At 40.9% G+C, this 17394-nt stretch carries 17 protein-coding genes, 3 pseudogenes and 1 other annotated feature; of the genes and pseudogenes, 7 read left to right on the plus strand and 13 right to left on the minus strand.

Annotated features, from left to right (window positions below; all coding sequences use genetic code 11):
- The 3 genes from OKC24_RS17630 to curA form a co-directional block, all read right to left on the minus strand.
- Positions 1-403: IS5 family transposase (locus OKC24_RS17630; RefSeq protein WP_265466071.1), on the minus strand; the 403-nt coding region annotated here is incomplete at its 3' end.
- Between the two features lie 236 nt (positions 404-639).
- Positions 640-1278 carry a glutathione S-transferase family protein gene (locus tag OKC24_RS17635; RefSeq protein ID WP_104442444.1) on the minus strand — a complete coding sequence of 213 codons (639 nt, stop codon included), beginning with the start codon at positions 1276-1278 and terminating at the stop codon, positions 640-642.
- A gap of 16 nt (positions 1279-1294) precedes the next feature.
- Entirely contained in the window at positions 1295-2314 is a 1020-nt protein-coding gene (gene curA / locus OKC24_RS17640; RefSeq protein WP_104442443.1) for an NADPH-dependent curcumin/dihydrocurcumin reductase, read from the minus strand.
- 143 nt (positions 2315-2457) lie between these two features.
- Here curA and OKC24_RS17645 point away from each other — a divergent pair, with 143 nt between their 5' ends.
- A complete protein-coding gene (locus tag OKC24_RS17645; protein ID WP_104442442.1) occupies positions 2458-3066 on the plus strand; it encodes a TetR/AcrR family transcriptional regulator in 609 nt (202 codons plus the stop codon).
- A gap of 106 nt (positions 3067-3172) precedes the next feature.
- The gene (locus tag OKC24_RS17650) at positions 3173-3403 is read left to right on the plus strand and encodes a hypothetical protein (RefSeq protein WP_001087973.1); all 231 of its coding nucleotides are present in this window, start codon (positions 3173-3175) and stop codon (positions 3401-3403) included.
- Positions 3404-3486: 83 nt separating this feature from the next.
- On the opposite strand, the gene OKC24_RS17655 is transcribed toward OKC24_RS17650, so the two are convergent.
- The 3 genes from OKC24_RS17655 to OKC24_RS17665 all read right to left on the minus strand — a co-directional run bounded on the left by OKC24_RS17655 (position 3487) and on the right by OKC24_RS17665 (position 6728).
- Positions 3487-4614, minus strand: a complete 1128-nt coding sequence (locus OKC24_RS17655) for an alkene reductase (RefSeq protein ID WP_265466072.1) — start codon at positions 4612-4614, stop codon at positions 3487-3489.
- 203 nt (positions 4615-4817) lie between these two features.
- Entirely contained in the window at positions 4818-5495 is a 678-nt protein-coding gene (locus tag OKC24_RS17660) for a type 1 glutamine amidotransferase domain-containing protein (RefSeq protein WP_004761253.1), read from the minus strand.
- 75 nt (positions 5496-5570) lie between these two features.
- Complete coding sequence (locus OKC24_RS17665) at positions 5571-6728, minus strand: iron-containing alcohol dehydrogenase (protein ID WP_265466074.1); 1158 nt, start codon at positions 6726-6728, stop codon at positions 5571-5573.
- Between the two features lie 184 nt (positions 6729-6912).
- Here OKC24_RS17665 and OKC24_RS20140 point away from each other — a divergent pair.
- A pseudogene (locus tag OKC24_RS20140) lies at positions 6913-7215 on the plus strand (hypothetical protein); the annotation flags it as partial.
- Between the two features lie 73 nt (positions 7216-7288).
- Here the strand turns inward: OKC24_RS20140 and OKC24_RS17670 are convergent.
- Positions 7289-7603, minus strand: a complete 315-nt coding sequence (locus OKC24_RS17670; protein WP_032056236.1) for a putative quinol monooxygenase — start codon at positions 7601-7603, stop codon at positions 7289-7291.
- Positions 7604-7957: 354 nt separating this feature from the next.
- Between OKC24_RS17670 and OKC24_RS17675 the strand changes: the two genes are divergently transcribed.
- Positions 7958-9177 (plus strand): IS3 family transposase gene (locus OKC24_RS17675; protein WP_265466075.1). Its coding sequence is split into 2 segments (ribosomal slippage): positions 7958-8234 and positions 8234-9177, totalling 1221 coding nucleotides; the frame shifts between segments, so codons are not numbered across the junction.
- Positions 8233-8349 (plus strand) — a sequence feature (AL1L pseudoknot). Its footprint overlaps the gene before it by 117 nt.
- A gap of 206 nt (positions 9178-9383) precedes the next feature.
- Here OKC24_RS17675 and fghA read toward each other — a convergent pair.
- From fghA to OKC24_RS17695, 5 genes and pseudogenes are all read right to left on the minus strand, one after another.
- A complete protein-coding gene (gene fghA / locus OKC24_RS17680; protein WP_265466076.1) occupies positions 9384-10214 on the minus strand; it encodes an S-formylglutathione hydrolase in 831 nt (276 codons plus the stop codon).
- Positions 10215-10442: 228 nt separating this feature from the next.
- A complete protein-coding gene (locus OKC24_RS17685) occupies positions 10443-11555 on the minus strand; it encodes an S-(hydroxymethyl)glutathione dehydrogenase/class III alcohol dehydrogenase (protein WP_000842149.1) in 1113 nt (370 codons plus the stop codon).
- Positions 11556-11576: 21 nt separating this feature from the next.
- Positions 11577-11852: a metal/formaldehyde-sensitive transcriptional repressor gene (locus OKC24_RS17690; RefSeq protein WP_001133624.1), complete on the minus strand. Its 276-nt coding sequence runs from the start codon at positions 11850-11852 to the stop codon at positions 11577-11579.
- Between the two features lie 267 nt (positions 11853-12119).
- A pseudogene (locus OKC24_RS20145) lies at positions 12120-12270 on the minus strand (RNA-guided endonuclease InsQ/TnpB family protein); the annotation flags it as partial.
- Between the two features lie 14 nt (positions 12271-12284).
- Positions 12285-12371: pseudogene (locus tag OKC24_RS17695) on the minus strand (IS1 family transposase); the annotation flags it as partial.
- A gap of 4 nt (positions 12372-12375) precedes the next feature.
- Here OKC24_RS17695 and OKC24_RS17700 point away from each other — a divergent pair.
- The 3 genes from OKC24_RS17700 to OKC24_RS17710 all read left to right on the plus strand — a co-directional run bounded on the left by OKC24_RS17700 (position 12376) and on the right by OKC24_RS17710 (position 16333).
- The gene (locus OKC24_RS17700) at positions 12376-14127 is read left to right on the plus strand and encodes a monovalent cation:proton antiporter-2 (CPA2) family protein (RefSeq protein WP_265466078.1); all 1752 of its coding nucleotides are present in this window, start codon (positions 12376-12378) and stop codon (positions 14125-14127) included.
- A 204-nt stretch (positions 14128-14331) separates the two neighbouring features.
- Positions 14332-15327, plus strand: a complete 996-nt coding sequence (locus tag OKC24_RS17705; RefSeq protein WP_265466079.1) for a zinc-dependent alcohol dehydrogenase family protein — start codon at positions 14332-14334, stop codon at positions 15325-15327.
- Entirely contained in the window at positions 15317-16333 is a 1017-nt protein-coding gene (locus OKC24_RS17710; protein WP_265466080.1) for a zinc-dependent alcohol dehydrogenase family protein, read from the plus strand. Before OKC24_RS17705 ends, OKC24_RS17710 begins: the two co-directional genes overlap by 11 nt.
- Positions 16334-16383: 50 nt before the next feature.
- On the opposite strand, the gene OKC24_RS17715 is transcribed toward OKC24_RS17710, so the two are convergent.
- Entirely contained in the window at positions 16384-17283 is a 900-nt protein-coding gene (locus OKC24_RS17715; RefSeq protein WP_265466081.1) for a LysR family transcriptional regulator, read from the minus strand.
- Positions 17284-17394 lie beyond the last annotated feature (111 nt).

Genomic DNA, 17394 nt, shown 5'->3' on the forward strand with positions numbered 1-17394 from the left:
GTTTCCATTCGCCCTCACCTAGAAACTTCATGCCTGTAGAGTCTATGAGTAGATGCAGCCCATCGCTACCTTTTTGGTAGCTGATTGCAATATCAATATGCTTTTGTCTTCTGCAAAGCGTACTGTAATTTGGTGCGGTCCAATTTAATCCACAAAGTTTAATCAGACTTTGCACAAAGCCAGTGACCATACGTAAAGATAGACGGAATAAGGATTTAATCATTAAGCAGCATTGGATAGCTGCGTCGGAGTAGGTTTGATTTCGCCCTTGTTTGCCTTTTAATGGAGCATACCATTGCGTAGCAGGATCAAACCAAATGGCAATATTTCCGCGACTCATGAGTGCTCGGTTATATGCGGGCCAATTGGTTGTGCGATAGATTTTGTGTGTAGGCTTCTTCATTTGAAAATTATATCGCTGAAAAAGCCTTTACAGATAGGTTTGTACAACAAAGCCATTTGCAGTGAAAGAATAGGCGAAACTTGTCTTAAATAATGGTAATTCCTCATCTTTAAAATAAAGAACGCCCGATGAAATTCATCAGGCGTTTACTTTAAATAAGTGTCAGCTTATTTTATAACCAGATGTACTTGTCAATTATGATTCTTATTCTCCATTGCCTTTAAAAAACAATCTTGCTATTTTTGACTTTTCACACCATTTTGTTCAATTTGTACTGCGGCTTGCCAGCTAGGTAGTTGGCTTAAACCTGCTACATAACGTTGGATATGGGGATAATTTTCACCTTGTCCCATATGATAAACTAAAGCATGTAGTCCAAAGCCCATCATAAAGTCAGCACCGGTTAAACGGTCTGCCACTAGAAATTCTTTATCTTTTAAATATTCATTTAAATAGCCAAATACTTTATCGAACTCAACTTGAGTATAATTTTCTAGAAATACCAACTTCGTACCCTGCTTAGTTTCTATCGCATTAAACGTTTTCAACAAAAATGGCAGCATGGCAGAGCTTTCTGAGAAATGAATCCACTGTAGATAATCGACATAGGTAGATTCATCCATATCTGGTGCTAAATGCGGCGCAAGTTTCTGAATTAATAACTCAACGATTGCGCCTGACTCTGCAATAACTTTGCCATCCCATTCCAATACTGGAGATTTCCCTAAAGGGTGAATGGTTTTTAAAGAGTCAGGGGCCAAATGCGTGCTTGAGTCACGATAATAGCGTTTCAGCTCATAGGGCTGCTTGATTTCTTCAAGTAACCACAAAATGCGAAAAGAACGTGATTGATCTAAATGATGTAGTGTGATCATGATAATTCCTATTTTTTTAAATTTTTACAACCACTTTGCCAAAGTTTTCGCCTTTCAACATACCATTGAAAGCATTGATCGTGTTATCTAAACCTTGCACCATATGCTCTTTATATTTGATTTTTCCGTCTTTCAACCATTCAGACATTTGCTGATAGAATTCCGGATACTGACTGCCATAATCATCAAAAATAATAAAGCCTTGCATGCGAATACGCTTTTTTAAAAGGGTGGAAATAAAGCCCGGTAAACGGTCTGGCCCTTGTGCTTGCTCGGTAGCGTTATACTGGGAAACCACACCACACACCGGTACACGTGCCGCAGAGTTAAGCAATGGCCATACCGCATCAAACACTTTACCCCCGACATTCTCATAATAAATATCAATACCGTTGGGAGCTGCTTGTTGTAATTGTTCTGCAAAATTTTCATCATGATGATTGATACAAGCATCGAAGCCGAGTTCTTCTACTGCATAGCGACATTTTTCAGGCCCACCTGCGATGCCAACCACGCGACAACCTTTAATTTTACCAATCTGTCCAACCGTAGCACCAACAGGTCCTGTTGCAGCTGCAACGACCAAAGTTTCACCAGCTTTAGGCTGACCAATGTCCAACAACCCCATATAAGCAGTAAATCCTGGCATTCCCAAAATACCCAATGCCCAAGATGGATGTTCAGGTTGCATACCTAAGCTTTGACATGCAGTCCCATTAGAAATTGCGTAGCCCTGCCAGCCATTTCCGGAAAGAACCCACTCGCCTTCTTTGAATTTTGGGTTTTTAGAGGCCACCACTTGACTGACTGTTCCACCGACCATCACTTCGCCAATTTCAACCGGTGCTGCATATGAAGGAGCATCACTCATGCGACCACGCATATAAGGATCGAGTGACAAGTAAATGGTTTTTAACAATATCTCGCCTTGTTTAAGTTCATTGAGTTCAACTTGTTCAATACGAAAATCGCTGTGTTTTGGCTCACCCACTGGCCGTTTAGCTAAAACGATGCGTTGATTAATAACTGTTTTCACACATATAACTCCATGTTTTATTTAAAAGTATTTTTCTTCACAATCAAAAACTGTGATTAAAATTTCTTTACATCCATTGTAGATGAGTTATAATAAAAAACAATACGACTGGTCTATTTTTTGCAATAGAGTAAATAATTAATATGAAGCCTACTCCTATTAAAAAGTCTGAAGCGAAGCGCATACACATTCTTAACACCAGTTCAGACCTGATTTTGCATAAAGGTTTTACTGGCGTAGGATTACAGGAAATTTTACAGAGCTGTGAAATCCCTAAAGGCTCGTTTTATCATTATTTCCAATCTAAGGAAGCTTTCGGATGTGAATTGGTACAGCATTATGTAGACAATTACCAAGTCCGTTTAAATGATGTATGGCGTTGTGATAAATCCCCTTATCAAAAGCTGATTGAGTATTTTAATTTATGGATAGCAGATCCTGAAACACAGTGTGGTTGGGCGGATAGCTGTTTAATTGTGAAACTTGCCGCAGAAGTTGCCGATCTATCTGAAGATATGCGCTCGATTATGTCCGCTGGCGTTGATGATGTAATCCAACGTATTGCTGGTTTAATTGATTTGGGAAAACAGGATCAGTCTATCCAAGCAGATACCGAGGCCTCTACTTTGGCACAAGTACTTTACCAAATGTGGTTAGGTGCAGCATTACTGAGTAAGTTGCAAAAAGATAAAACACCATTACATCAAGCTCTGAGAGCAACTAAATTTCTATTAAAAAGTGAAGATTCATAAAAATTAAATATCAACTACATAATTAATAATTCATGATAGCAGTCCAATGATTACCTATTATTGTGTTGCTATTAGATCAATTTACAATCCATGAGTATAGCGCACAATGAATTCTCCTTCTAAAGCCCTCATGACTCGTATTTTAGTTGGTTATTTAGGCTTATATCCCACACTATTACTGGTTCTCACTTTATTAAAGCCAATTACACAGCATCAAAGTTTCCCGATGATGGTGTTGATTGAAGTCATAGTATTAGTGCCAGTAACGCAACTGATTTCTTTCCCACTGGCAGGTTGGCTCATTACACAGCTAAAAAATTTTAAGAATTTGTTTTAACAAGAAATTGTGCTGGCAACAGCAATCCTAAGCCCTTGTTTTGCCAACCACAAAGGTTGGCAAAATAACTCACTTAGTCGAGATTAATCTGCGTAAGCTGGATAATCGATATAGCCTTTTTCCGTCCCACCATACATAGTGCTTGCATCTACTGCATTCAATGGCCAACCATTAGCGATGCGATCGGGTAAATCTGGATTCGCAATAAATGGGCGTCCAAATGCAATTAAATCGGCCAGACCTGCCTCTAAAATTCGAGTCCCTCTTTCTGCCGTATATCGACCTGCATAAATAATCCGACCACTGAAAGTGTCTCTGACATCTTTACGAAAATCATGAGGAAGTTCTGGTGCATTATCCCAATCAGCTTCTGCAATCGATAGATAGGCAATCCCAACTTCTTCAAGTATTTTTATGGCTTCAATATAAGTCACATGTGGATCATCTTCAACCAACCCCATGTACACACGATCTTCCTCTGTACTTTCAAATAGCGGGGAAAAACGCACTCCTAAACGATCTGCACCAACCACTTCAGCAACTGCCTGTACTACTTCACGTAAAAAACGCAACCGATTGTTTAGTGATCCACCATATTCATCTTCACGGTGGTTACTATGTGCAGAGATAAATTGATTTACCAAATAACCATTTGCACAATGAATTTCAACCCCATCAAAACCAGCAGCCAAGGCATTGCGTGCTGCTTGAGCATAGAGCTGCACTAATTCTTTAACCTCTGCATTGCTTAAAGCACGTGGCATGGAAGGATCAGCCAAGGTCCCTGCATTGGGCCCGGTCTCAATAAAGACTTTAACATTACTATCAGCCCTAATAGCCGAGGGCGCGACCGGTAATGCATGATCGGGTTGCAAAGATGTATGTGAAACACGCCCAACATGCCAAAGCTGTGCAAAAATAATGCCTCCTTTAGCATGCACTGCTTCCGTCACTTTACGCCATCCAGCAATCTGTTCAGGGCTATAAATACCGGGAGTCCAAGCATAGCCTTGACCACGTGGCTCGATTTGCGTACCTTCGGTGACCATAAATCCTGCCCCGGCACGCTGTTGATAATAGGTTGCCATTAATTCATTTGGAATATTCCCTGGCTGAGTACTGCGCGACCGCGTTAATGGTGGCAATACAATACGGTTTTGCAAAACATAAGGGCCTAAGCTTAAGTTTTGAAAAAGTTTGCTGGCTTTCATTTCAATGTATCCAAGTAATCATGACTAAATTGATCTAAATTAAAAAAATACCCTTCCTTCCTGTATATAGAAAAATAAAGGAAGGAAAGCTATTCACTCAGGCCCTTCACCATTAAATGAGGGTTATTTTGCTTATTGCGCCAGTTGCTCAAAGTCAGAAGTTTTATTCACTGCTAAGCACCACAACAGACACTAGCTACTCTTTATTTCAACAATTGAAGTAATGCTGTAGCGGTTGCAGCAGAAGAGGCTGGATTTTGTCCAGTAACCAGCAAGCCATCTACTTGAACATATACTTGCCAATCATCCACTTTAGAATAATGACCACCGTTTTCTTTAAGCATGTCTTCGACTAAAAATGGTACAATTTCAGTCAAACCTACAGCGGCCTCCTCAGTATTGGTGAAACCAGTCACTAATTTACCGCTAACTAAAGGCGCTCCATTACTCGCTTTCACATGACGAAGAACACCCGGGGCATGACACACTGCTGCAACAGGTTTGCCAGACTGAATCGCCTGTTCAATCAGAGAAATTGAAATCGGATCTTCTGCTAAATCCCACAATGGGCCATGCCCGCCTGGATAAAACACTGCATCATAATCAGCTACAGAAATTTCGCTAAGTTTATGCGTCTGTGCCAATGCTTGCATTGCAGTTGGATCTGCTTCAAAACGATGAGTGGTTTCAGTTTGCGCATCGGCTAAATTACTTTTCGGATCTAGTGGTGGCTGCCCACCTTGAGGCGACGCCAGCGTAACTTCAGCACCAGAGTCAATAAAGGTGTAATACGGTGCAGCAAGTTCCTCTAGCCAGAAACCTGTTTTCTTACCAGTATTGCCAAGTTGATCATGTGAGGTTAAAACGATTAAAATTTTCATGTTATTTCTCCGATAATTTTCATGATTGAGGAGCATTGTTACAGGGTCAGAGCATGCCAGATACGCGCATTTAGCTTAGATGCTCATCTCGAGAATTTGGCGACTGATCTCTAATGAAACATTTTTATGTTCGCCTAGCTGTGTAAGATTATGTGATTTAAGTTGCGTAATGATGATCTCAATATCTGTCTCCCCCAGTCCATAATCGCTAAGACGAGTCGGCAATCCAAGTTGCTCAAAGAAGGCTCGAGTACGAGCAATAGCAGTATCAATACGTTGTTCTTCATCACCTTCGACAATCTGCCAGACACGAGCTGCATACTGTAGTAATTTTTCTCGCTTCTCTTGACGACGTACATGTAGATTGGCCGGCAACACAATGGCCAAGGTACGAGCATGATCAATACCATATAAAGCCGTGAGCTCATGTCCAATCAAATGGGTTGACCAATCTTGTGGTACCCCAGCTCCAATTAGCCCATTCAGTGCCATGCTAGCAGACCACATCAAATTCGCACGCGTGTCATAATCTGCTGAATCTTCAAAGATTTTCGGTCCAATCTCAATCAGAGTTTGCAATAGACCCTCGGCAAAACGATCTTGTACTTGTGCATTCACAGGGTAAGTTAAGTACTGTTCCATGACATGAACAAATGCATCGACCACGCCATTTGCTAACTGGCGCGTCGGCAAGCTAAAAGTTTTATTCGGATCGAGTACGGAAAATTGTGGAAAAACATAGGGACTGCTAAATGACAATTTGGCTTGGGTCGATTTTCTGGTGACTACCCCACCGCTATTCATTTCTGAACCAGTTGCTGGAAGGGTGAGTACACTCGCAAAAGGCAAAGCTTGAGTAATTTTAGTACCATGGGTTTCTAAAATCTCCCATGCATCCCCTGTATAATTGACTGCTGCTGCAATAAATTTAGTACCATCAATTACCGATCCACCACCGACAGCCATCAAGAAATCTATCTTTTGTTTTCGAATCAGCTCTACAGCTTTCATGAGGGTTTCATAACTCGGATTCGGCTCAATTCCGCCAAATTCATGAATTTCTCTTGGACCTAATGCTTCACGCACCTCAGCTAAAGTACCATTCTTACGTGCACTTTCACCACCAAACAACATTAATACTTTTGCTTCTGTAGGCACATAGTCATTGATTTTAGCTATTGTATCGCCACCAAAAATAATGCGGGTCGGATTATAAAAGTTAAAATTCAGCATATTTTTATCCTAGGATGATCAACTAATTGATTTGAAAAACCACCGTTATTCATCAAATAAACTTTAAAAAATTGGACAACACTGCGGCTTTTGCCTACACCATGTGGTGACTATACATAAAAATAGACCAGTCGTCTATTTTTATAAAAATTATTTCAGCTTGCAACTTTAGTGATGGTTAAAAAATCCAGGCTTGTTCTATACCGCTTTTATTATTGATGTATTTTCACGAGCGATTGTTGGATGAAAGGTATCAACACGTATGACTACTGACATGGTCATGAACGCATTGGCTAAAACAGTGGTGATTGAATATTTAAAGCAGATTGGCACGGTTTAGCAGATGTACAAATGCGACAGTAAATTAGATATATTGGTTCAATATAAAGCATGTACATGGGTGCATTCGTTTATTTACCCTGTTTTGATATTGATCCATGTAAATGATGAAATTAAGCCATTAAATAAAGTAGCCCAACTTGAATAAAAAGCCTCCGACAAACCTCAAAGGGTTGAAGTGCTGTCTTTCATTCGAAATTTCAGGCAGCACTTTCATACATTTAGGCGTCAGTATGAGCTGGTAGTTTACTAGCTAAAACATCTACTTTTTCAATTGATGGTGGCTCTGAAAATAGCTCATCGGCCTGAGCCATCAAAGCAGCTGCAACCTTGCCAGATAAATGTGCTTCGCGACCCGCCTCATCAGGAAATGCATCAAAAATACCAAATGTTGTAGGTCCAAGACGTAGGCCAAACCACGCAACTGTCGCAGGTTCTTCCATTACAATAGGTAAACCGGCTTTAAGGAAAGCTTCCACTTCGTCTTCTTTACCCGGTTTAGCTTCAAGGCGGACATATAAAGCTGTTTTAAGCATGACTAAGACTCCACAATTGATTAGAATTAAAACGATTCTGACATTGCTAATGGATGCATGTCAGAAAGTTTTGTTGTATAAAAGTTAAAAAAAATCCCATAGCTGAGCCAAAATCTGGTTTTTTTATTTCGGCATAATGCTATGAATTTATTCAAGTTAATACCATTAACATTTGAATCAGAAAATTAAGATATGAGATGATTAAATTCAATCTTAGTTATATAAGGATCAATTGATTCACCCTTAGATTTATAAGCTGACCTCTTCATCTGGAAATTATATTGCTCAAGAGACATTCAAGAACTGAACCGTACCGGGTTTGTCGGAGACCAAGCTTTCTGAGAGAATGTCCCGATGAAAAAAGTAAAATATACCCCTGAAATCAGAGAAAGAGCGGTTGAATTATTGATTGAATCCGAGAAAGATTATCCATCGAATTGGGCTGCGATCACCGCTATTGCTCCCAAGATAGGTTGTACTCCTGAAACTCTACGTGTTTGGTATCAAAAATATTTAGATAAACAAAACCCAATTAAAGTACAGCAACTTTCAGATCAAGAACGTATTAAACAACTCGAACGTGAAAATAAAGAACTGCAACGTGCTAACGAAATTCTACGTAAAGCAGCCGCTTTTTTCGCCCAGGCGGAGCTCGACCGCCCACACAAATAATGGTAGATTTCATCCATAACAATAAGGCGTTATATGGTGTTGAGGCGATTTGCAGGATTTTACCGATCGCGGCTTCTACCTATTATCGAACACTAGATTTCGTTGAAAACCCAGAACATCGAGCAAAGCGAGATCTACATGACTTGCATCATGCTGAACAAATTAAACGAATTTGGAAGGAAAGTTCAGGTCGATATGGTGTGCGTAAAGTTTGGCAAAAATTGAAACGTGAAGGCTATGTTATTGCTCGCTGTACAGTTGCTCGATTGATGCAAAAACTAGGTATACAAGGTGTTTGGCGTGGTAAGAATAAACAAACTACCCGTAGCCGAGAGGATCAAAAACGAGCAGATGACTTGGTGAAACGCAATTTTAGTGCTGATCATCCTGACCAGCTATGGGTCGCTGACTTCACGTATATTCAAACAAATTCAGGCTGGGTTTATACTGCATTTATTATTGATGTCTTCTCACGAGCAATTGTTGGATGGAAAGTATCGACACGGATGAATACAGATATGGTGCTCGATGCACTTGAGCAAGCGTTACATGCTCGAGACATGCCAAAGAATGTGATTCACCATAGTGACAGAGGGGTTCAATATCTTTCCATTCGCTATACCAATCGTTTAGAAGCAGCAAATTTACGAGCATCAGTCGGTACGACCGGTGATTCATACGATAATGCTTTGGCTGAAACAGTGAATGGCTTATACAAAACAGAGGTGATTGAATATTTAAAAGCAGATTGGCAAGGTTTAGCGGATGTACAACTTGCGACATTAAATTGGGTAGATTGGTTCAATAAAGAGCGTGTACATAGTGCACTAGGTTATGTGCCACCTTTTGATTTTGAAGCAATGTACTATGATAAAATTAATCCGTTAGGTCAGGTGGCCTAACTTAAATAAAAAGTCTCCGACAAACCCGGTACGGTTCAAACAACATATACATCCTCATATCTATGAAAGTTATTTAGCTAGGAATTTGCTGTGAAACTCTAGATGTTTCTCTATAAAGCTCGCAATGAANGGCCTAACTTAAATAAAAAGTCTCCGACAAACCCGGTACGGTTCAAACAACATATACATCCTCATATCTATGAAAGTTATTTAGCTAGGAATTTGCTGTGAAACTCTAGATGTTTCTCTATAAAGCTCGCAATGAAGTAATAGCTATGGTCATACCCTTCTCTTAGGTTAAGTGTAAGAGGATATTCTTGTTCCAAACAAATATCACTAAGAAGCTTAGGCTTTAACTGTTCTTCAAGAAAATCATCAGCTGTTCCCTGATTGACTAAAATAGGTAAATGAACTTCAGCGTTTTTGATTAATTCAATCGCATCATAGCTTTTCCATAAAGTTTCGGTTTCACCTAGGTAGTGTGTGAAAGCCTTTTTCCCCCAAGGTACTTGGCTAGGTGCAACAATTGGTGCAAAAGCAGAAATACTTTTATACAGCTCAGGGTTTTTTAAACCAATTACTAATGCACCATGACCACCCATGCTATGCCCCATAATGCTTTGGACTTGGTTGGTCGGAAAATTCAGGTCAATCAGATTTCTGAGCTCTTCCACAATATAATCATACATTTTGAAATGCTGTGACCAGGGTACTTGTGTTGCATTCACATAGAATCCTGCGCCTTGGCCTAAATCATAATCTGCATGATCTGGTACATCCTCTCCACGTGGGCTGGTATCTGGTGCAACAATAATGACTTTATGTTCAGCCGCATACTTTTGTGCTCCGGCTTTAGTAATAAAGTTCTGTTCGTTGCAAGTCAGTCCTGATAACCAATATAAAACTGGCAACCGCTCATCTTTGTCATGTGGTGGCAGATATATTGAGAATTTCATTGAACAGTTTAATGCTATTGACTGATGGCGATACACTTCTTGCGATCCACCAAAAGAAGCATGTTTCTCAATTATTTCCATAATCAATTACCTATGTTGAGCAAGACTTCATGAGAAATCGAGTAAACAAAGAGTCTGACATTCTCCATAGAGAATAGTGATAAAGATTTAAAATGTAGGCAGGTTTATTGAACCTATACATGATGCCTACACAGATAGATCTGTTTTACAGATGATGTGCCGTTTTAGAGGATTCCATGCATGTCATTCATGATGCACATGCATGGAAAAGTATAAGGCCTGACGGAATTACTCGTAATGAATTACAGTACGAATTGACTTACCTTCATGCATTAGATCAAAGGCTTCATTGATCTGATCCAAGCCCATCGTATGTGTCACAAATGGTTCTAATTGAATTTTACCTTTCATGGCATCTTCAACCATTCCTGGAAGTTGCGTGCGACCTTTTACGCCACCAAAAGCAGAACCTAACCATTTACGACCAGTAACTAGTTGGAATGGACGGGTAGAGATTTCCTGCCCTGCGCCAGCTACACCAATAATTACGGATTGTCCCCAGCCACGGTGTGCACTTTCAAGAGCTGCACGCATCACATTCACATTGCCAATACATTCAAATGAATGATCTACACCCCAACCAGTCATTTCGACAATGACTTGCTGGATTGGTTTATCGTAATCTTTAGGGTTCAAGAAGTCCGTTGCACCAAACTCTTTTGCCAGCGCAAATTTATCTGGATTCATGTCAACCACAATAATACGCCCTGCTTTAGCTTGACGTGCGGCTTGTACGACTGCCAAACCAATACCACCTAAACCAAAGACCGCAACACTATCACCTTCTTGTACTTTAGCCGTGTTATGTACTGCACCGATACCCGTTGTTACCCCACAACCCAGTAAGCAGACATGTTCGTGATTGGCTTCAGGATTGATTTTAGCCAATGATACTTCTGCCACTACCGTGTATTCACTGAACGTTGAGCAGCCCATATAGTGGTAAATCGGTTGACCATTATAGGAAAAACGAGTGGTACCATCTGGCATTACGCCTCTACCTTGAGTTTCGCGAACGGAAATACACAAGTTCGATTTTCCTGATTTACAGAATACGCACTCGCCACATTCAGCGGTGTAAAGTGGAATTACATGATCACCTGGTTTGACGCTAGTCACGCCTTCACCAACCTCAACTACGACACCAGCACCTTCATGCCCGAGAATAGCCGGAAAAACACCTTCAGGATCATCGCCAGATAAAGTAAATGCGTCTGTATGACACACACCGGTATGGGAGATCTTGATTAATACTTCACCTTTCTTCGGTGGTGCAACATCAACTTCAACAATTTGAAGAGGTTGACCAGGACCAAACGCAACGGCAGCACGTGACTTCATGGAATAATTCCTTATACAGATCTATTTTAAATATGATTTTAGAATCTTGGCGATTTCAGCCAATTCTTCTTTTCGTTGTTGTTCTGTGGTTTCACCTGATACTAAAGTGTCCTTTAAATGAACCTCCAACATTTCATTCATCAAACCATTAATAGCACCACGCACAGAGCATATTTGTTGCAGAATTGCACCACATTCCACATTGTCTTCTAACGCTTTTTCAATCGCTTGCGTCTGACCTTTGATCTTTCTGACGCGTAGAAGAATCTTTTTTTTGTCTTCAACCTGATTAGGCATCAGACCTCCTTATTTGCTAGCATTAATACTATAGTACCCCATAGTATAAAAAAAGCAATAATTTTTATAAACCTTAAAAATTTAAGTAGTGTTTCAAAAAGTATGCTTAGATTAAATGAAGTCACTATTGGCTCTGCAACTGGATGTCATAATTAACTTTCCCAATCTTTACAATAGCTTATAAAATAAAACTTCTGATATGTTCCCCCCACTTTCGACTAACTCTTTACGAAACATGTTTCTCAGGGATTTTAAAAGCAAAAGCTCTTAGGCGACTTCCTCACGGATTTAGGCATGCTTTCTGTTTCACAGAGCGACCTTTACCGCATCTTTCCTCGAAAGACAAAGTGGTTTGTCCTACCGCTAGAATATTGCGAGAAGCATTAATATCCTTATTCTTTCTAAAGCCACACTCAATACTGAACTAATACATCTAATCCGATGCCTTATTTTGCAATTATTTCCCTCAATACCTATAGTGAAAAACTTACCAATACTTTGCTGACAGTCTTTAACGGCTGCAGTGATCGCGGTCCCCTTAATCAAGCGTCTGGGACTAAGCTCCGTATTGGGATATTTAATTGCGGGATTAATTATTGGTCCATTTGGTCTGGCATTCTTCTACGATTCTGCGTCTATTCTGCATATCGCTGAGCTTGGTATTGTGATGTATCTGTTTGTGATTGGACTAGAAATGCGTCCATCGCATTTATGGAGTTTAAGAAAAGAAATTTTTGGATTAGGCACATTACAAATTATTTCCTGTTCATTGGGGTTAACGGCTGTAGGCTTGATCTATGGCTATTCTTGGCAAGTGAGTTTTGTCTGTGCTGCGGGCTTTGTACTCACCTCGACTGCAATTGTGATGCAACTTTTAGGAGATCGTGGAGACATTGCTCAACCACGAGGACAAAAAATTGTCTCGATCCTGCTTTTTGAAGACTTATTGATTGTACCTTTATTGGCAATTGTCGCTTTTATCGCACCGAATCATGTAGTTGAAAGTACTTCTACGCGTTTGCAGAGCATCGGAATTGGTTTAATTTCAATTGCAGGTTTAATCGCTGCAGGCTATTGGTTGCTTAATCCTTTATTTCGCTTATTAGCGGCAGCCAAAGCCCGTGAAGTCATGACTGCATCAGCACTCTTGGTGGTGCTCGGCGCAGCATTACTGATGCAAGTCACTGGCTTATCGATGGCAATGGGGGCATTCCTTGCAGGGGTATTACTCTCCGAATCCACTTTTCGCCATCAGATTGAAGCAGATATTGAACCGTTTCGTGGCATATTGCTCGGATTATTTTTTCTAGGTGTAGGCATGTCACTAGACCTTAACGTCGTAAAAAATAACTGGGTGTTAATCTTAAGTGCTGTACTTCTGCTGATGTTTGTCAAAGCATCCATGATTTACCTAATTGCACGCATGACCAAAAGTTCACACTCCGAAGCACTCGATCGCGCATTACTGATGGCTCAAGGGGGTGAATTTGCTTTTGTACTCTTTACTGCCGCCATGAGTGCTCAAGTCATTAGTGATGTTGAACGCTCAAACCTGACTGCGATTGTGGTCTTGTCAATGATTTTGACCCCCATCATTGGCATTCTGTTTAAACGTTTTACCCAAACTACAGAACAAACTTCTTTGGAAAATATCCCTATTGCCGAAGGACTTTCTGGAAAAGTCCTGATAATTGGTTTCGGTCGTTTTGGACAAGTCTCAAGTCAATTACTGCTTGCTAGAGGCATTGACGTGACCATCATTGATAATGATATCGACATGATTCAAAACGCTGAAAGATTTGGATTTAAAATTTACTATGGCGATGGTTCTCGTTTAGATATTTTACATGCCTCTGGAGCAGATACGGCTGAAGCAATTGTTGTTTGCGTAGACCACAAAGAAACGACGAATAAGATTGTAGAGTTGGTGCAACATGAATTTCCTTTGACCAAGTTACTGGTTCGTTCTTATGACCGTGAGCATGCGCTGCATTTAGTAAAACAAAATGTGGATTATATGATTCGAGAAACCTTCGAGTCGGCAATGCTATTTGGCGGTGCAATTTTAGAAGAACTGGGTGTTGACCAGAGTGATGTTGAAGAAATTAGCCAAGAAATCCGAGAACGAGACAAAGAACGTTTTGAAACCGAAGTTGCAGCAGATGATGTCTATGCGGGTATCGGCTTGCAATATACAGGACCGCGTCCGACTGCACCTTTAATTACACCAAAGCACACAGGGCAAATTCTGAATGAAGATGACACTCAGCAATAATTTCACATATTAAACCCAAATAAAAAAGAGGCCTGTGTAGACCTCTTTTTTTGGTAAGCATCCGCCGAACCCCACTTCTTTAGTGAGCGGATGATATTTATTATTCATTATTTAGGAATTATAAAATCCTATAAATATCATTTATTGGATTAATTTACTTTGGTACTGTGCACATCATCCCCCAGTTAAGAATAAGGAACAATTATGAATAAGATGATGAATGCTCTTATCTTAGAAAATTTTGGTGATCATGAATTTACACGTGTAGAACTCCCTATACCTCACCCTGAGGCTGGGCAAGTTCTGGTACGTATTCATGCGAGTGGTGTAAACCCTATTGATTATAAAATTCGTCTTGGTGAAGCACCATATGCTATGCCAGATCTTCCTGCCGTGTTGGGAACAGATATGGCTGGGGTTGTAACTGCTGTTGGTGAAGGTGTCACCCAATTCAACGTTGGAGATGAAGTTTACGGTCTGATTGGTGGCGTTCGTGGTCTTCAAGGATCTTTAGCAGAATATATTGTCGTAGATGCTGATCTGATCGCATTAAAGCCACGGAATATCTCTATGCGCGAGGCAGCAGTACTACCATTGACGTTCCTCACCGCTTGGGAAGGTTTAGTGGATAACGCGAAGGTCCAACCAGGGCAAACTGTACTGGTTCAGGGTGGTGCTGGTGGCGTTGGTTATATGGTGGTTCAGCTTGCAAAATCACTTGATGCAAATGTTTGGGCGACTGGTCGTACAGCTGATCAATCACTGATTTCAGAACTCGGTGCAACACCTCTCGATTACACAACAGCATCTTCCGATGACATTATTGCTGCAAGCCCTGAGGGTCAAGGTTTTAACATTGTTTACGACACTGTGGGTGGTCCAGTACTCGAAGCTTCACTTTCCATGACAACTCACTATGGCCACATTACCAGCTGTGCTGCATTTGGTAATCATAATTTAGCGAGTTCATCTCTACGGTGTGCCACAGTGTCTGGCGTATTCGTCCTAATGCCGATGTTAACAGGCAATCGCCGTGCTCATCATGGTGATATCCTTAAGATCGCGACTCGTCTTGTTGAGGAAGGTAAACTGCGTCCTATTGTTGATCCTCGTCATTTTACTCTAGACCAAGCGATTGAGGCTCATGATGCTGTTCAAGATCGCTCTGCCAATATTAAGGTCGTGATTGATGTCATTTAATGCACTTCAGGCCAAGACTTGGCGCTTCAATTCTATTGGAGATACAGATGTTCTGACATTAGAAACACTTCCTGTGGCTTTACCAGCCGCAGGAGAAGTTCTAATACAGATGAAAACGATCGGACTCAACCGGGCTGATGTAATGTTTCGGCGTGGTACTTATATTCAAAAGGCAGTATTCCCTTCTCGTCTGGGATATGAGGGAGCAGGCATAGTTCTGGCAATAGGTGAAGGTGTACGCCAATTTTCTCCAGGAGATGCAGTATCGATTCTTCCGACTGACAATCTAGCCAAATATGGGACATATGCGGACAAGCTTCTGATTCCAGAAAATTTTTTAGTTCACAAACCCGATAGTTTAAGCTGGGAAGAAGCTTCTTCAATCTGGATGCAGTATTTGACGGCTTGGGGTGGTGTAATCCATGCTGGTGGAGTTTCGAAAGGAAAAACGATCTTGATCACAGCAGCTTCAAGTAGTGTAGGACTAGCTGCGATACAGATAGCTGAAGCAGCGGGTGCTAAGGTCATTGCAAGTACACAGACGGTAGAGAAAAAGCAACGTTTACTGGATCTCGGTGTTAAAAATGTTATAGCCAGTGAAGATGAACCAGATTTGTATGAGGCGCTTGTTTTACGTTTAGGTGGAGAATATCTTGATGTCGCCTTCGATGCTGTAGGAGGGCCATATATTGAACAGATTGCAAAAGCGATGTCTGTAGGAGGAACTATGGTTATGCATGGTGCGCTTAGCCCAGAGATCACACCATTTCCCCTTAAAGTTGCATTACGCAAGAGCTTAACCATGCGAGGTTTTTTGTTCCTTGAGGTTCTCCATGACCCTGTTCTAAGGGAGCAAGCCAGACGATTTATTCTTAGCAGTATAGGTGCAGGATATCTTCGTCCAGTGATCGACCGTTGCTTTAACTTTGAGGACATGCATGACGCTCAGCGCTATCTTGAATCAAATCAGCAAATAGGAAAAATTGTAGTTACTCTCAATACATGATGGTCTTATCTGATTTCTACTTTCTAGAAAAAAGCTTAGTTCCATCTGATTCAGTTTTCTATATGGCCCAACACTTCCGCTAAGTAATCAAACAATGCTCGGATTCGCAAAGGTGTCGGACCCCGCTGTGGACGATATAAATACAGGCGCCAAACGGGAGAGGTTTCCTCATGAAGTATCTGAATGAGCTTACCACTCCTAAGCCACGGCAAAACTAGAAATCCAGGCATGTGTCCGAATCCAACTCCAGCGAGAATCGCTTGAAATTCAGCTTCAAGATCATCTGTAATAAAACGGGGCATTGATGGCGTAAAGCTTCGACTTTCGGTGAATGTCCATGGCCAGTAACGCCCTGTTTTATGATCGACTAGTGCTGTTAGAGGGTATTTATCTAAGTCAATAATTTTTTTGGGCATTCCAACCTTATCAATTAACTCTGGCGTACCCACAGAATAGAAGTTCACTTTAGCCAATTCCCTTGCCACATATCGATTGTCCGGCAAAAATCCAAATCTGATCCCGATATCTATCCGCTCATCGATCACATCCGAGTATGAATCTGTTAGCACACAATCCACGACAATATCTGGATAACGTGTGGCAAATTCTGCTAGTGCAGGTACTACCAATTTACGCCCTAACACAGACGACACAGTAAGACGGACAGTCCCACGCATTTCATCTCGTTTTTCATTGGTGTCTTTTACAAACAAAGCATCGATCGATCCCACCGCAAAACGTGCTTGCTTTGCCAGACGCTCACCATCAGCGGTAATTTTAATTTGTCGAGTACTCCTGTAGAACAGAATCTCTCCGCGCTGCTCTTCTAGCTCTTTTATTGCCCGTGTCACTAGCTGCGGGGAAATACCGAGCTGAGTGGCTGCCTCTTTAAAATTTCGAGACTCTGCTGCGACACAAAAGATACGCATCATTTCCAATTTGTTCTGCATGTCCAATCCTGTGTTATGGCAATTATTCCGTAAATAGGAATTCTGAAAGATAATATTATTCATTTAAGAGATGGATCCGGAAATTTGAACAACTCCTATAAGTGATACTCT

The organism is Acinetobacter entericus (genome assembly GCF_026168575.1).
Taxonomy (GTDB): Bacteria; Pseudomonadota; Gammaproteobacteria; order Pseudomonadales; family Moraxellaceae; genus Acinetobacter; species Acinetobacter bouvetii.

Excerpts from the sequence above, each read along its gene's own strand:
- OKC24_RS17635 (WP_104442444.1), bottom strand. The coding sequence starts at position 1,278 with ATGATCACACTACATCATTTAGATCAATCACGTTCTTTTCGCATTTTG.
- OKC24_RS17645 (WP_104442442.1), top strand. The coding sequence starts at position 2,458 with ATGAAGCCTACTCCTATTAAAAAGTCTGAAGCGAAGCGCATACACATT.
- OKC24_RS17650 (WP_001087973.1), top strand. The coding sequence starts at position 3,173 with ATGAATTCTCCTTCTAAAGCCCTCATGACTCGTATTTTAGTTGGTTAT.
- OKC24_RS17655 (WP_265466072.1), bottom strand. The coding sequence starts at position 4,614 with ATGAAAGCCAGCAAACTTTTTCAAAACTTAAGCTTAGGCCCTTATGTT.
- OKC24_RS17660 (WP_004761253.1), bottom strand. The coding sequence starts at position 5,495 with ATGAAAATTTTAATCGTTTTAACCTCACATGATCAACTTGGCAATACT.
- OKC24_RS17665 (WP_265466074.1), bottom strand. The coding sequence starts at position 6,728 with ATGCTGAATTTTAACTTTTATAATCCGACCCGCATTATTTTTGGTGGC.
- OKC24_RS17670 (WP_032056236.1), bottom strand. The coding sequence starts at position 7,603 with ATGCTTAAAACAGCTTTATATGTCCGCCTTGAAGCTAAACCGGGTAAA.
- fghA (WP_265466076.1), bottom strand. The coding sequence starts at position 10,214 with ATGGAAATAATTGAGAAACATGCTTCTTTTGGTGGATCGCAAGAAGTG.
- OKC24_RS17685 (WP_000842149.1), bottom strand. The coding sequence starts at position 11,555 with ATGAAGTCACGTGCTGCCGTTGCGTTTGGTCCTGGTCAACCTCTTCAA.
- OKC24_RS17690 (WP_001133624.1), bottom strand. The coding sequence starts at position 11,852 with ATGCCTAATCAGGTTGAAGACAAAAAAAAGATTCTTCTACGCGTCAGA.
- OKC24_RS17705 (WP_265466079.1), top strand. The coding sequence starts at position 14,332 with ATGAATAAGATGATGAATGCTCTTATCTTAGAAAATTTTGGTGATCAT.
- OKC24_RS17710 (WP_265466080.1), top strand. The coding sequence starts at position 15,317 with ATGTCATTTAATGCACTTCAGGCCAAGACTTGGCGCTTCAATTCTATT.
- OKC24_RS17715 (WP_265466081.1), bottom strand. The coding sequence starts at position 17,283 with ATGCAGAACAAATTGGAAATGATGCGTATCTTTTGTGTCGCAGCAGAG.